Here is a 13803-nt window from a genome sequence, read left to right as displayed (position 1 = left end):
ACCTCATGGTCGCGTGGTGAGCACCATCCGGAACCGCGCGTCGTTCGCCATCATCCGGTCGTAGGCCTCGGCGGCCCGCTCGAGCGGCATCGTCTCGATCATCGGACGGACGTCGGTCAGCCGTGCGAAGCGCAGGGTGTCCTCGGAGTCGATCGAGGTGCCCGACGCGTGGCCGGCGATGCTCGCGACCGGGGCGATGAGGCTCATCGCGTCGACCTGCAGCGGACTCTCGGCCGCGCCGACGACGAGCAGCTGACCGCGGCGGTCCAGGCCCGGGATCAGCCCGGAGATGGCCTCGCCGCTGGTGGCCGTGGCGAGCACGATCGCGGCGCCGCCCTTCTCGGCGAGCGCCTGGCCGGGGTCGGCGGCCTCGCTGTCGATGTAGTCGTGGGCGCCGAGCTTGCGGGCGAGGTCCTCCTTGTCGCGGCCACGGGAGACCGCGACGACCTCGAAGCCCATGCGCGCGGCGAACTGGATGCCGAGGTGGCCGAGCCCGCCGACGCCCTGCACCGCGACCCGGTCCCCCGGACGCGCCGGGCTCGAGCGCAGCGCGTGGTAGGTCGTCACGCCGGCACACATGAGCGGCGCGGCCTCCTCGGCCGAGAGCTCGTCGGGCACCCGCGCGAGCGCGTCGGCGGGCACCACGACGGCATCCGCATAGCCGCCGTCGAACGTGACGCCGGGGATGCGCCCGTTCGCGCAGGTGATGAAGTCGCCGCGCCGGCAGGCGTCGCAGTGGTGGCAGGCACCGCCGAACCAGCCGACGCCGACGCGGTCGCCCGCGGTCCAGTCACCGAGCACGTCGGGGCCGACTTCGTCGACACGCCCGACGACCTCGTGGCCGGGCACGATCGGGAACGGCGTCGCCGGCATGACGCCCTCCTTGGCGAACATGTCGCTGTGGCAGACCCCGCAGGCCTCGACGCGGACGCGGACCTCGCCGCGACCGGGGGTCGGGACCTCCCGCTCCACGAGCTCGAGGTCTCCCCCGGCGTGCGGGACCTGGACGGCGCGCATGGTGGGCACGAAGTACTCCTCAGGCTGTCGACGATCGACTACTGCCGTGTGCGTACCCGTGCATACCCGAGCGCACGCGGTGGACGATCGACGCTCACAGGAGGTCCGCGCACGACTCCACCGGGTAGGGTCCGGACGGACCAGGAGCTGCGGCGGCGGGCAGCTCGTCGTCGGGGCACGCGACGTCGCGAGGGTGGAGGTGCGGCGTTGAGCACGCTGGACGACACGGCGACGCTCCCGGACTCGGGCGACCGGCCGCTGGTCGTCCTCGTCGACGCCCCCTCCAACGTCGAGCGCCGCCTGGTCGACCGCTGGCTCGCGGGGGTCCGGCCCCGGACGGCGAACGGGCGTGGCCTCGAGGTGCTCCCGGCCGAGGGCGAGCAGCTCGCCGCCCGGCTGACCCGCGGCGACAACGCGCTGCTCGTGCCGGTGCGCGTGGTCTGGTCCGCCGACCCGGAGCCCGACCGCACGCTGCTGCGCCTGGCCGACGTCCTCACGCGCGGTTGGGCGCTGCGGGCCAAGGCCCGTGCCGCGCGCCGGGGCCCGCAGCACCACCGCGTCGTCGTCGGCAGGCCCGCGACGGTCCGCGAGCTGATGCGCCGCCACCGCCGCGAGCGCTCGGCGATCGACACGGCCGACTTCGTGCGGTTCGTGGCGCGGCAGGCCACGCTCGCGCTCGACCGCGCCGAGCGGGCCCTGACCGGTAACCGCTTCAAGGTCCCGCGCGAGGTCGCCGGCCAGATCGTCGGGTCGGCGCACTTCAGCCGGGAGATCCGCCGGCTGGCCGAGGCGACCGGGCGACCCGAGGACGAGGTGGCCACCGAGGCCGCCGCCGACCTCGAGAGCATCGTCGCGTCGCTCGACCCCGCCGCCGTCGACCTGTTCTCCGGGGTGCTGCGCCCGATGCACGAGAAGGCCTGGACGGTGCACGCCGACACCGCCGGGCTCGAGCCGCTGCGGGAGCTGAACGCCGAGCACGCGCTGGTGTTCCTGCCGTCCCATCGCAGCTACACCGACCCGTTCGTCCTGGCCGACGTCCTGCGCAGCAACGACTTCCCGCGCAACCACGTCCTGGGCGGCGACAACCTGCGCATCCTGGGGCTCGAGCAGCTCGCGCGGCGTAGCGGGATCATCTTCATCCGCCGCAGCTTCGGCGGTGACCCGGTCTACAAGACCGTGGTCCGCGAGTACTTCTCGTGGCTGTGCGCCAAGCGCTTCAACCTCGAGTGGTACATGGAGGGCGGGCGCACCCGCACCGGCAAGCTGCGCCCACCGAAGTACGGGCTGCTCTCGGACGTGGCGAGCGCCGTGGAACGGCGGCGCACCGGGGACGTCTACCTCGTCCCGGTGTCGATCATCCACGACCAGCTCCAGGAAGTGCACCAGATGGCCGCCGAGCAGACCGGCGCCCCGAAGACCCCGGAGGGCCTGCGCTGGCTCGCCGGCTACGCGCGCGCGCAGCGCCGGCCCGTCGGCGGCGTGCACGTGAGCTTCGGCGAGCCGCTGTCGCTGCGGGCCGCACTGTCCGGGGCAGGAGACCCCGCGCTCGACGCCCGCGCGGAATCGGACCCCGACGCGGCCGTCGAGGACGACCCCGTGCGCAGGCTCGCGCTGCAGAAGACCGCGTTCGAGGTCTTCGTGCGGATCAACCGCGTGACCCCGGTGACGCCGATCGCGCTCGCCGCGCTGGCCCTGCTCGGGGTGCGTGACCGCGCGCTGACCCTGTCGCAGGTCCGCCGGGTGGTCGAGCCCGTCCTCGACTACGTCGACGCCCGCGGGCTGCCGCACACCGGCATCGCGTCGCTGCGCACCAACGGCGGCGTCGCCGAGGCCCTGCTGTCGCTACGCCGCGAGAAGGTGGTCAGCGCCTACACCGAGGGCTCCGAGCCGGTGTTCTCGGTCGAGAGCGGCCACCACATCGTCGCGGCGTTCTACCGGAACTCCGCGATCCACCACTTCGTCAACCGGGCGATCGTCGAGCTCGCGATCCTCGACGTCGGCGACCTGACCGGCCGCGAGGCGCTGGCGAAGGGCTTCCAGGCCGCGCTCGAGCTGCGCGACCTGCTGAAGTACGAGTTCTTCTTCCCCGGCAAGGAGACCTTCCGCGCCGAGCTGATCAACGAGCTCGCCCTCATCGACCCGGACTGGCGCTCCGACGACAACGACATCGCGCGCACCCGCAAGCTGCTGCGCCAGAGCCGTTTCCTCTGCGCGCACCGCGTGCTGCGCTCGTTCGTCGACGCCCAGTGGGTGGTGGCCGAGCGCCTCGCGGAGCACGACCCCGACACCCCCGTCGACCAGGACCGACTGCTCGAGCGTTGCGCCGCCGTCGGGCAGCAGCTGCTGTTGCAGGGCAAGCTGCACGGGCCGGAGTCGCTGTCGCGGGAGCTGTTCACCTCGGCGCTGCGACTGGCCTCGAACCGGGGCCTGCTCACCCCGGACAGCGCCCCCGCCGACGGGGGCCCCGACCTCGCGGCCCGGCGCCGCACGTTCGCCGCCGAGATCCGCGGGGTCGTGGAACGTGTCGTGGCCATCGACGAGACCGACGCGACGAACCGACAGGAGTCCGCGGGTGTCCGACCCTGAAGGACGCGAAGCGCAGCGGAGCCGGACCATGGACGAGGCCACCGTGCAGGGCCTGATGGACGCGGTGGAGGCCGCGCCCGACGGGCCCGAGGTGGGCGCGTTCTTCGACTTCGACGGCACGGTGATCGCCGGTTACTCGGTCACCGCGTTCCTGCGTCACCACGTCAAGCATCTCGACCTGCACCCCCGCACGACGATCGAGACGTTGGCCGGCGGCTGGCAGGGCCTCCACGGGGAGGAGGACTTCCGCAAGTTCCTCGGCATCACGCTGCGCACGTGGGCGGGCCGCACGCCCGAGGAGCTCGAGAAGATCGGCAACCAGCTCTTCCGCGACGAGATCGGCCCGAGCGTCTACCCGGAGTCGTGGCGACTGATCCGCGCCCACCTGGAGAAGGGCCACACCGTCGTGCTGGCGAGCTCGGCGACCCGGTTCCAGGTCGAGCCCGCGGCCAAGGCCCTCGGCGTCGACCACACGATCTACACGGCGGTCGAGGTGGGCGAGGACGGCACGCTCACCGGCCGCCCCGACGGCCGCTCCCCCTACGGCGAGGGCAAGGCCGCGGCGGTCAAGGAGTTCGCCGCTGCGCACGGCGTCGACCTCGACGCGAGCTTCGCCTACTCCAACGGCGGCGAGGACGTGCCGTTCCTGGCCACGGTGGCGCACCCCGCGGCGGTCAACCCGTCGGCGGGCCTGCGCCGCGCCGCCGCCGAGCGGGGCTGGCCTGCCCTCGACTTCACGGGCCGCCCGTGGACGACGCCGGTGGAGATCGCGCGCACCGCCGCCACGTTCGCCGGGATGATGGGCGGCTTCGCGACCGGTCTGGGGCTGGGGCTGCTCGGCGGCTCCCGGCGCGCCGGGCTCAACCTCGGCATCGGTCTGGGTGGCGATCTCTCGCTGATGGCGAGCGGGGTCTCGCTCGACGTCCACGGCGCCCGCCACATCTGGGACGCGCAGCCCGCGGTGTTCCTGTTCAACCATCAGAGCCAGCTGGACGTGCTCGTCCTGGGCGGGCTGCTGCGCGGCAACTTCGCGCCGGTGGCGAAGAAGGAGCTCGCCAACGACCCGCTCTTCGGCGGCCTCATGCGCCTGCTCGAGACGGCGTTCATCGACCGCGCCGACAACGCCGCGGCCCGCAAGGCGCTGGAGCCTGCCGTCGAGCGCCTGCGCGCCGGGACGTCGATCGTCATCGCGCCGGAGGGCACCCGCTCGCCCACGCCGACACCGGGGACGTTCAAGAAGGGCGCGTTCCACCTGGCCATGCAGGCCGGCGTGCCGATCGTCCCGCTCGTGTTCCGCAACACCGGCGAGCTGATGAGCCGCAACGCGATGATCATCCACCCGGGCGTCGTGCAGGTCGCCGTGCTGCCACCCATCGACCTGTCCGACTGGACCCGCGAGGACCTGGACGAGCGCATCGAGGGTGTACGCCAGCAGTACCTCCACACGCTGGCGCACTGGCCGGGTGGCTCCGCCGTGTGAGCGTGCCGTCAGGCACCCCGGAAGACCGGCGCCCGCTTCTCCTCGCGCGCTCGCCGGCCCTCCACGAGGTCCTCGCTCGCCCAGCAGGCGTCGAACGCCGCGGCGACCTCGTCGGGCACCGGCGCCTCCTCGAGCAGGCGGGCCACGGCGAGCTTGTTGTAGGCCAGCGTGAGCGGGGCGAGCCCCGCGATCTCGGTCGCCCAGGCCAGCGCGGTGCCGCGGTCGCCGACGCGGTCGACGAGACCGGCCGCGCGGGCGGCGTCGTGGTCGAGGCGCTCGCAGGCGAGCAGCATCCGCCGGGCCGCACCGCCGCCCGCGACGAGGGCGAGCCGGCGCACCGTCCACGGGTCGACCGCGAGGCCGAGGGCCGCGGTGGGCAGCCCGAACGCGCCGGGGGCGTCGACGACGCGCAGGTCCGCGGCCAGCGCGAGCTGGGTGCCCGCGCCGATCGCCGGGCCGTGCACCGCGGCGACCACGGGCACGGGGATCTCCACGAGCCGGTGCAGCATGCCGTAGAGCGCGGCGAGGAAGTCCGGGTCGCCGACGGTGTCGAGGTCGGCGCCCGAGCAGAAGGCGGTGCCCTCGCCGGTCAGCACGAGCGCCCGGGCGCCGTCGGCGACGGCGGCGTCGACGGCGGCGTGCAGGTCGCGGCAATGCGCGGTGTCGAGCGCGTTGCGGCGTTCGGTGCGGTCGATGCGGATCTCGTGGACCGCGGCGTCGTGGCGCTGGGTACCGATCACGGGGCCATCATCCCCGCCGCGCGACCACACCCCACAGCCCGCTCCCTGTGATCTCCGGGCCGGGCACCGGCGGCTCGGGGCGCCAGTCGGGCGCGGACACCCAGCCGGGTCCGACGACGGCGAGTCCGTCGAGCCACGGGGCCATGCCCTCGGGGTTGCGCAGACGCGGCGCGTAGCTCCAGCCGCCGTGGGTCATCGTCGCCCAGGTGTCGATGTCGTCGCGCGCCGCCGAGGTCAGGTGCGAGACGGCCAGCCCGCTCCCGGGCGCCAGCGCCGCGGTGTAGACGCGCACGGCCTGCGCGGCGGCCGCGTCGTCGTGCAGGTAGTGCAGGACGCCCACGGCGAGCAGCCCGACCGGGCGGGTGAGGTCGAGAACCTCGCGGACCTCGGGCGAGGCGAGCACCGCGGCCGCGTCCCCGGCGTCGGCGTGCAGGACCGACACGCCCTCCTCGCTCTCGAGCAGGCGCCGGGCGTGCGCGACGGTCCGGCCGTCCCGGTCGACGTAGGCCACGCGCGCCCCGGGGTGGGTCCGGCGGGCGCGGGTGTGGATGTGGTCGACGGTCGGCAGGCCGGACCCGAGCTCCAGGAACTGGTCGAGTCCCTCGGCGCACCAGTGGTCCACGACCGCCGCGGAGAACCGGCGATGGGCCCGGCACAGCCCGCGCATCCCCGGCATCATCGCTTCGACCTCGGCGGAGAACTCCCGGTCCACCTCGAGGCTCTCGGTGCCGCCGAGGGCGAAGTCGAACACGCGCGCCATGTTCGGCGGCGTCTCCTCGTCCTCCTCGCCGATCTCGCCGGCGGGATGCAGTCCGGTCACGGTCCCTCCCCCCGGGCCCATCCTCGCCCACGACCCCTCCACGCCGCCGCCCCGGCACTCCGGGAGGCAGGATCCGGGTATGACCCCGACGTCGCCCCGCCGCTCGGACCCGGCCCCCGAGATTCCCGACGCCCTCTTCGCCGACCCCGCCGCCGAGGCGAGGTGGCGGGGCCGCTTCACGGCCGCGCGCATCTCGGTGCCGGACTGGGCCCGCGACGCCCCGGAGCGCAGCGTCTACTCGTCGAACGCCACCGGCACCTGGGAGATCTACGCCTGGGACCGCGCGACCGACACCCACCGGCGCGTCACCGACCGCCCGCACGGCACCCGCGGCGGCGCCGCGAGCACCGACGGCAGCACGATCTGGTGGTTCGACGACACCGACGGCGACGAGTTCGGGGTGTGGGTGTCCGAGCCCTTCGAAGGCGGGACGGCATCTCCCGCCGTCGCCGGCGCGACACCGGGCTACCCCGCGGGGCTCGAGCTCGGTCGGCGCACGGTCGCCGTCGGGTGGTCGACCGACGACGGCTCGACGCTGGCGGTGAGCGAGGGCGACGGCTCCGGGTTCGGGGACGCGCGTGTCGTCTACACCCACACCGAGGACGCCGGGATCGGCGCGCTCTCCCGCGACGAGACGCTGCTGGCGATCTCGCACGCCGAGCACGGCGACTCCCGCCACCCGGCGATCCGCGTGCTGCGCCTCGCCGACGGCGCGACCGTCGGCGAGCGCCACGACGGCGAGGGCCAGGGCCTCGACCCCATCGAGTTCGCTCCGGTCGAGGGCGACCAGCGCCTGCTCGTCGGCCACGAGCGCCGGGGCCGCGACGAGCTGCTGATCTGGGACCTCGCCACCGACACCGAGTCCGAGGTCGCCATCGACCTGCCCGGCGACCTCTCCGCGGGTTTCTACCCGGACGCCTCGGCGCTGCTCGTCGCGCACACCCGCGCGGGCCGTACGACGCTGCACCGCTACGACCTCGCGACCGGCGAGCTCACCGACCTGCCGACGGCGCCGGGCTCGGTCGGCGGCGCGGACGTGCGCCCCGACGGCACGGTCGAGTACGGCTGGTCGTCGGCGGCCCACCCGTCGTCGGTGCGCGCGCTGCACCCCGACGGCACCGACACCGAGCTGCTCGCCCCGCCCGGCGACCGACCCGCGCGGTCGGTGGCGCTCGACGACGCGTGGGTCGACGGCCCCGGCGGGCCGGTGCACGCGCTGTGGACGCGCCCGGAGGGCACCAGCGGTCCGGTCCCGACCGTCGTCATGATCCACGGCGGGCCGCAGGCGGCTGACGAGGACCGCTGGTCCCCGGTGCGGGCGGTGTGGGTGGACGCCGGCTTCGCGGTGGTCCACGTGAACTACCGCGGCTCGTCGGGCTACGGGTCGGCGTGGCGCGACGCCATCGAAGGGCGCCCGGGCACCACGGAGCTCGAGGATGTCGCCGCCGTGCACGACTGGGCCGTGTCGTCGGGGCTCGCCGACCCGGACGCGTGCGTGCTCGAGGGCTGGTCGTGGGGCGGCTACCTGACGCTGCTGGGACTCGGCCGCCAGCCCGAGCGCTGGGCGGTCGGCTGCGCGGGGGTCCCCGTCGCGGACTACCTCGCGGCGTACGAGGACGAGATGGAGCCGCTGCGCGCCTTCGACCGCTCGCTGTTCGGCGGCTCGCCGTCGGAGGTCCCGGAGCGCTACACCGAGGCCTCGCCGTTGACCTGGGTCGACCAGGTCCGCGCGCCGGTGCTGGTGCTGGCCGGCGAGAACGACCCCCGCTGCCCCATCCGCCAGATCGACAACTACCTCGACGCCCTCGCCGAGCGCGGCGTGCCGTACGCGATGGTGCGCTACGACGCGGGCCACGGCTCGCTCGTCGTCGCCGAGACGCTCGAGCACACGGTCGCCGAGATCGCCTTCGCCCGCGAGGCCCTGGGCCTGCCCGTCCCCGCCTGAAGGTTGTGACCGAAGGGCACCTTCGCTCGCGTAGACCGGCGAGGGGCGCCCGTCGCCGGAATGGCCGCGCCCGCCCTGGAACGAGCGAAGGGCCCCTCGGGTCGACCTAGTCGACCCGAGGGGCCCTTCGCTCAGATCGGGTGACCCGGGTGGATCAGGCCGTCTTGGCCTGCCACATCCAGTGGGCCTCCTCGAGCTTGGCCGTCTGGCCGATGAGCAGATCCTGGGTGACCGGGTCCGGCTCGTCGGTGACCGCGATGCGCTCGCGCATCCGCGCGATGAGCGTCGCGAGGTGCTCGACGACGGCCTGGTTCACGTCCTCGACCTTGCGCCACCCCTCGTCGGCGGTGGGCAGGCCGCTGCTCTTCGCGACCGTCTCGGCGCGCCCGTCGGGCGAGACGCCCAGCGCGGCGGCGCGCTCGGCGACCTCGTCGGAGGAGGCACGCGCGAGGTCGACGAGCTCGTCGAGGTGCAGGTGCGCCTCGCGGAAGTTGCTGCCGACGACGTTCCAGTGCCACTGCTTGGCGGTCAGGGACAGGTCGACGAAGTCCGTCAGCGAATCCTGCAGGACCGCGCCGACGGTCTGCTTCGCGTCGTCGGCCAGCGGGCTGGTGATGGGCGTGGTGGTGGCCATGCTGTTCTGCTCCTTCGACACCGTTGTTTGGAACGGTTCCAGTCTTAAGGATGCCCCGGAGCGGGGTGGAAAACCACCACACGGCCCGTCTCGTGGTGTGAGACGGGCCGCGTGAGGTGAGGCTGAGCTCAGTACCTAGCTCTGGCTGAGCACCTTGTCCTGCTTGCCGGTGAGCTCGCGGACGCGGTCCTCGACGCGCTGCCCGACGCCCTCGTCGATCGACTTCCAGTAGTCGAACGCGCGGGCCAGGACGTCGTCGCCGACGCCGTCGGCGAGGTGGCCGGAGACGTTCTCGACGAAGCGGTCGCGCGCGGCGTCGTCCCAGACCTCGAGCATCATCGTGCGGGCCTGGACCTCGTCGGAGTCCTCGGGGTGCGCCACGTAGGCGACGCGCTGGATCTCTCCGTCCGAGTACCACGACGGCGGCTGGATCGTCTCGGTCGTCTGCGGTCCGCCCTTGGTGTTGGGCGCGTAGACCGGGTCCGGCGCGTTCACGACGCGCATGGCGCCGGCGACCGTGTACGGGTGGGCGTCGGTGCCCCTCGGCGCGTTCACCGGGATCTGCTTGTAGTTCACCCCGAGGCGGGCACGGTGGGCGTCCGCGTAGGAGAACCCGCGGGCCAGCAGCATCTTGTCCGGCGAGAGGCCGAGCCCCGGGGGCTGGTTGTTCGGCTCGAACGCGGCCTGCTCGATCTCGGTGTGGAAGTCCTCGGGGTTCCGGTTCAGCGTCAGCTTCCCGACCTCCTGCAGGGGGTAGTCGCCGTGCGGCCACACCTTGGTCAGGTCGAACGGGTTGAACCGGTAGGTCTTGGCGTCCTCGAAGGGCATGATCTGCACCTTGAGGGTCCAGGTCGGGAACTCTCCCCGCTCGATGGCCTCGTAGAGGTCACGGCGGTGGTAGTCGGCGTCCGCGCCCGCGAGGCGGTCGCCCTCCTCCTGGGTGAGGCACCTGATGCCCTGATCCGAGATGAAGTGGTACTTGACCCAGAACTCCTCGCCGGCGGCGTTGATCCACATGTAGGTGTGGCTGCCGTAGCCGTTCATGTGACGCCAGGTCTCGGGCAGACCGCGGTCGCCCATCAGCCACGTGACCTGGTGCTTCGACTCCGGCGAGAGCGTCCAGAAGTCCCACTGCATGTCGTGGTCGCGCAGCCCGTTGCGGGCCAGGCGCTTCTGCGACCGGATGAAGTTCTGGAACTTCATGGGGTCGCGGATGAAGAAGACCGGCGTGTTGTTGCCGACCATGTCCCAGTTGCCCTCGCGCGTCCAGAGCTTGAGCGAGAAGCCGCGGGGGTCCCGCCACGTGTCGGGGCTGCCGCGCTCCCCGGCGACCGTCGAGAACCGGATGAGTCCCTCGGTGGTCTCGCCGGGCTGGAACACCGCGGCCTTGGTGTAGGCGGTGACGTCCTGCGTGACCTCGAACTTCGCGAACGCGCCCGCGCCCTTGGCGTGCGGCTGGCGCTCGGGGATCCGCTCCCGGTTGAAGTTCGCCATCTGCTCGATCAGATAGTGGTCCTGGAGCACCAGGGGCCCGTTGGTCCCGACCGTGGCGGAGAACTCGTGGCTCGGCGCCGGGATCCCGGCGTCATCGGTGGCGTAGGAGCGATTCGTCGTGGTCACGTTCGCCTCTCAGTGTGGTGGTGGGCTCTCGTGCAGGGCCGCGACGGCACCGCGGACGGCGCGCCGGGACTCCCGGGTACCCGATCCGGCCGCGACGCACGTCGGGCACGTGCCCCAGAAGACGACCTCGGCCTCGTCGACGACGAAGCCGCGGGTGTCGGAGGGAGTCAGACACGGCCGATGGTCGACGACGCAGTCGACGTCGGCCGTCGCGCCGCACGACCGGCAGACCACGTGGTGGTGGTTGTCTCCGGTCCGCGTCTCGTAGCGCGCCGCCGAGCCCGCGGGCTCGATCCGGCGCACCAGGCCGGCGTCCACGCACGCGGCGAGGACGTCGTAGACGGCCTGGGTGCTCACCGACCCGAGCCGGGCGCGCACCGTCGACGCCACGGCCTCGGCCGTGGAGTGCGGGGACTCACCCAGGACCCCGAGCACCGCCTGTCGCGGTGCGGTGACGCGCAGACCCGCGGCGCGCAGACGCGCCCGCGGGTCGGCGACGTGGTGGCGCGGGTCCGGGGCCGGGCCGGCCTCAGGGACGGCCGCGGAGTCGTCCGCAGCGTCCTGGGGACCGGTCGGTGACGTCATATCGACCCACGCTGCCACCGAGACTGGAACGGGTCAAGAAAAGCGCGGCCGGGTCACGCGCTGCGGACGAGCTCCTCGGCGATCTCATAGGTGTTCAGCGCCGCGCCCTTGCGCAGGTTGTCGCCGCACACGAAGAAGTCGAGGGTGTTGGGGAAGTCGAGCGCCTGGCGCATCCGGCCCACGTAGGTGGGGTCCTCGCCGACGACGTCGGCCGGCGTCGGGAAGCGTTTCGCCTCCGGCTCGTCGACCAGCACGATCGACGGCTGGGCGGCCAACAGCTGCTGGGCTCCGGCGACGTCCACCTCGCGGTCGAAGGTCGCGTGGACCGACAGCGAGTGGGTGGTCACGACCGGGACGCGCACGCACGTCGCCGAGACCTTGAGGTCGGGCAGCCCGAGGATCTTCCGCGACTCGTTGCGGACCTTGAGCTCCTCCGAGGTCCACCCGCCGTCACGGACCGAGCCGGCGAACGGCACGACGTTCATCGCCAGCGACGCGGGGAAGGGCGACTCGACCGGGAGGCCGGCGGCCGCGATGACCTCCGCGACGTCCCCGCGCCGGTACCCGACGCCCTTGCCGGCGACGGCGGCGAGCTCGGCCTGCAGGCGGTCGATGCCCTCCTGACCCGCGCCGGAGGCCGCCTGGTAGCTCGCGACCACCAGCTCGCGCAGCCCGAACGCCCGGTGCAGCGCGCCGAGGGCCGCCATCATCGACAGCGTCGTGCAGTTCGGGTTGGACACGATGCCCTTGGGGCGCTCGTGAGCCTGGTCGGCGTTCACCTCGGGCACCACCAGCGGCACCTCGGGGTCCATCCGGAACGCCCCGGAGTTGTCGACGGCGATCGCCCCGCGCGCCACCGCGACCGGCGCCCACTCCGCGCTGACGGCGTCGGGGACGTCGAACATCGCGATGTCGACGCCGTCGAACGCCTCCGGCGAGAGCGCGACGACCTCGATCTCCTCGCCCCGGACCCTCAGGCGCTTGCCGGCGGAGCGCGGCGAGGCGACCAGCCGCACCTCGCTCCACGGCACGCTCTCGCGCGCGTCCATGATGTCGATCATGACCGAGCCGACCGCTCCGGTCGCTCCGACGATGGCGAGCGTGGTCATCTCATCTACCCGTTCCTGCGTGCACCACGGCCTCCTCGTCGCCCCCGAGGTCGAAGGCGGAGTGAAGGGCCCGGACGGCGTCGTCGAGCTGGGTGTCGCGGATCAGCGCGGAGATGCGGATCTCCGAGGTGTTCATCATCTCGATGTTCACGCCCGCGACGGCGAGGGATTCGCAGAAGGTGGCCGTGACGCCCGGGTGGCTGCGCATGCCCGCGCCGACCAGCGTCACCTTGCCGACGTGCTCGTCGTAGAGGACGTCGGAGAAGCCGACCTCCGACTTGACCGCGGTCAGCGCGTCGACCGCCCGCGGGCCGTCCTTGACCGGCAGCGTGAACGTGACGTCGGTCCGGCCCGTCCGCAGGTGCGAGATGTTCTGCAGCACCATGTCGATGTTGACGTCGACGTCCGCGATCGCGCGGAAGATGCGCGCCGCGTACCCGGGCTGGTCGGGCACGCCGACCACGGTCACCTTCGCCTCGGACCGGTCGTGTGCGACTCCGGTGAGGACCGCCTGTTCCACGCTGAGCTCCTCGATGGACCCGACGATCGTGGTGCCGGGCTTGTCGTTGTACGACGAACGCACTCGCAGCGGCACGTTCTCGCGGCGCGCGTACTCCACGGCGCGCAGGTGCAGCACCTTGGCCCCGCACGCGGCCATCTCGAGCATCTCCTCGTAGGTGATGGTCTCGAGCAGCTTCGCGTCTCCGACGATGCGCGGGTCGGCCGAGTAGACGCCGTCGACGTCGGTGTAGATCTCGCAGACGTCGGCCTCCATCGCGGCGGCCATGGCCACCGCGGTCGTGTCCGAGCCGCCGCGGCCGAGGGTGGTGATCTCCTTCGAGTCCACGCTGACGCCCTGGAACCCCGCGACGAGCGCGATGTGGTCCTCGGCGAGGGCGGCGTGGATGCGGCCGGGCGTGACGTCGACGATCCGCGCGTCGCCGTGCTTGCCCGTGGTGATCATGCCAGCCTGCGACCCGGTGAACGAGCGCGCGCGGCCGCCCTGGGCGTTGATCGCCATGGCCAGCAGGGCGTTCGAGATTCGCTCGCCCGACGTCAGGAGCATGTCGAGCTCGCGCGGCGGCGGGCTCGGATGGACCTGCATGGCGAGGTCGGTCAGCTCGTCGGTGGTGTCCCCCATGGCGGAGGCGACGACGACGACCTCGTGGCCGTCCTTGCCGGTGCGCACGATCCGCTCGGCGACCCGGCGGATCCGCTCCGCGTCCTGGACGGACGAGCCGCCGTACTTCTGGACGACGAGTGCCAC

11 protein-coding genes are annotated in these 13803 nt (G+C 73.1%); 3 read left to right on the top strand and 8 right to left on the bottom strand.

Features of this window, described 5'->3' with window-relative positions:
- Positions 1–3 precede the first annotated feature (3 nt).
- Positions 4–1017 (bottom strand): alcohol dehydrogenase, encoded by a 1014-nt coding sequence (locus AC2A1K_RS09605; RefSeq protein WP_483896167.1) that lies wholly within the window; start codon positions 1015–1017, stop codon positions 4–6.
- A 207-nt stretch (positions 1018–1224) separates the two neighbouring features.
- On the opposite strand from AC2A1K_RS09605, the gene AC2A1K_RS09600 reads away from it, so the two are divergent.
- A complete protein-coding gene (locus tag AC2A1K_RS09600) occupies positions 1225–3603 on the top strand; it encodes a glycerol-3-phosphate 1-O-acyltransferase (protein WP_483896085.1) in 2379 nt (792 codons plus the stop codon).
- A gap of 28 nt (positions 3604–3631) precedes the next feature.
- Complete coding sequence (locus AC2A1K_RS09595) at positions 3632–5083, top strand: HAD-IB family hydrolase (RefSeq protein WP_483896084.1); 1452 nt, start codon at positions 3632–3634, stop codon at positions 5081–5083.
- An 8-nt stretch (positions 5084–5091) separates the two neighbouring features.
- Here the strand turns inward: AC2A1K_RS09595 and AC2A1K_RS09590 are convergent, their stop codons facing one another.
- Both AC2A1K_RS09590 and AC2A1K_RS09585 read right to left on the bottom strand, forming a co-directional pair.
- Positions 5092–5823: an enoyl-CoA hydratase gene (locus AC2A1K_RS09590; RefSeq protein WP_483896083.1), complete on the bottom strand. Its 732-nt coding sequence runs from the start codon at positions 5821–5823 to the stop codon at positions 5092–5094.
- A 7-nt stretch (positions 5824–5830) separates the two neighbouring features.
- Positions 5831–6643, bottom strand: a complete 813-nt coding sequence (locus tag AC2A1K_RS09585) for an SAM-dependent methyltransferase (RefSeq protein WP_483896082.1) — start codon at positions 6641–6643, stop codon at positions 5831–5833.
- 79 nt (positions 6644–6722) lie between these two features.
- On the opposite strand from AC2A1K_RS09585, the gene AC2A1K_RS09580 reads away from it, so the two are divergent.
- The gene (locus AC2A1K_RS09580) at positions 6723–8588 is read left to right on the top strand and encodes a S9 family peptidase (RefSeq protein WP_483896081.1); all 1866 of its coding nucleotides are present in this window, start codon (positions 6723–6725) and stop codon (positions 8586–8588) included.
- A 154-nt stretch (positions 8589–8742) separates the two neighbouring features.
- On the opposite strand, the gene AC2A1K_RS09575 is transcribed toward AC2A1K_RS09580, so the two are convergent.
- The 5 genes from AC2A1K_RS09575 to AC2A1K_RS09555 form a co-directional block, all read right to left on the bottom strand.
- Positions 8743–9222 (bottom strand): Dps family protein, encoded by a 480-nt coding sequence (locus AC2A1K_RS09575; RefSeq protein ID WP_483896080.1) that lies wholly within the window; start codon positions 9220–9222, stop codon positions 8743–8745.
- Between the two features lie 135 nt (positions 9223–9357).
- On the bottom strand, positions 9358–10842 hold the full coding sequence (locus tag AC2A1K_RS09570; RefSeq protein WP_483896079.1) for a catalase: 1485 nt from the start codon (positions 10840–10842) through the stop codon (positions 9358–9360).
- A 9-nt stretch (positions 10843–10851) separates the two neighbouring features.
- Entirely contained in the window at positions 10852–11319 is a 468-nt protein-coding gene (locus AC2A1K_RS09565; protein WP_483896166.1) for a Fur family transcriptional regulator, read from the bottom strand.
- A gap of 161 nt (positions 11320–11480) precedes the next feature.
- A complete protein-coding gene (locus tag AC2A1K_RS09560) occupies positions 11481–12536 on the bottom strand; it encodes an aspartate-semialdehyde dehydrogenase (protein ID WP_483896078.1) in 1056 nt (351 codons plus the stop codon).
- A gap of 1 nt (position 12537) precedes the next feature.
- Entirely contained in the window at positions 12538–13803 is a 1266-nt protein-coding gene (locus tag AC2A1K_RS09555; protein ID WP_483896077.1) for an aspartate kinase, read from the bottom strand.

Source organism: Actinomycetospora sp. 2LY8.5 (assembly GCF_057180585.1).
Note: the sequence above shows the minus strand (reverse complement) of the source record. Positions and strands in the feature narration are given on the sequence as shown.

Excerpts from the sequence above, each read along its gene's own strand:
- AC2A1K_RS09575 (WP_483896080.1), bottom strand. The coding sequence starts at position 9,222 with ATGGCCACCACCACGCCCATCACCAGCCCGCTGGCCGACGACGCGAAG.
- AC2A1K_RS09580 (WP_483896081.1), top strand. The coding sequence starts at position 6,723 with ATGACCCCGACGTCGCCCCGCCGCTCGGACCCGGCCCCCGAGATTCCC.
- AC2A1K_RS09605 (WP_483896167.1), bottom strand. The coding sequence starts at position 1,017 with ATGCGCGCCGTCCAGGTCCCGCACGCCGGGGGAGACCTCGAGCTCGTG.
- AC2A1K_RS09560 (WP_483896078.1), bottom strand. The coding sequence starts at position 12,536 with ATGACCACGCTCGCCATCGTCGGAGCGACCGGAGCGGTCGGCTCGGTC.
- AC2A1K_RS09595 (WP_483896084.1), top strand. The coding sequence starts at position 3,632 with ATGGACGAGGCCACCGTGCAGGGCCTGATGGACGCGGTGGAGGCCGCG.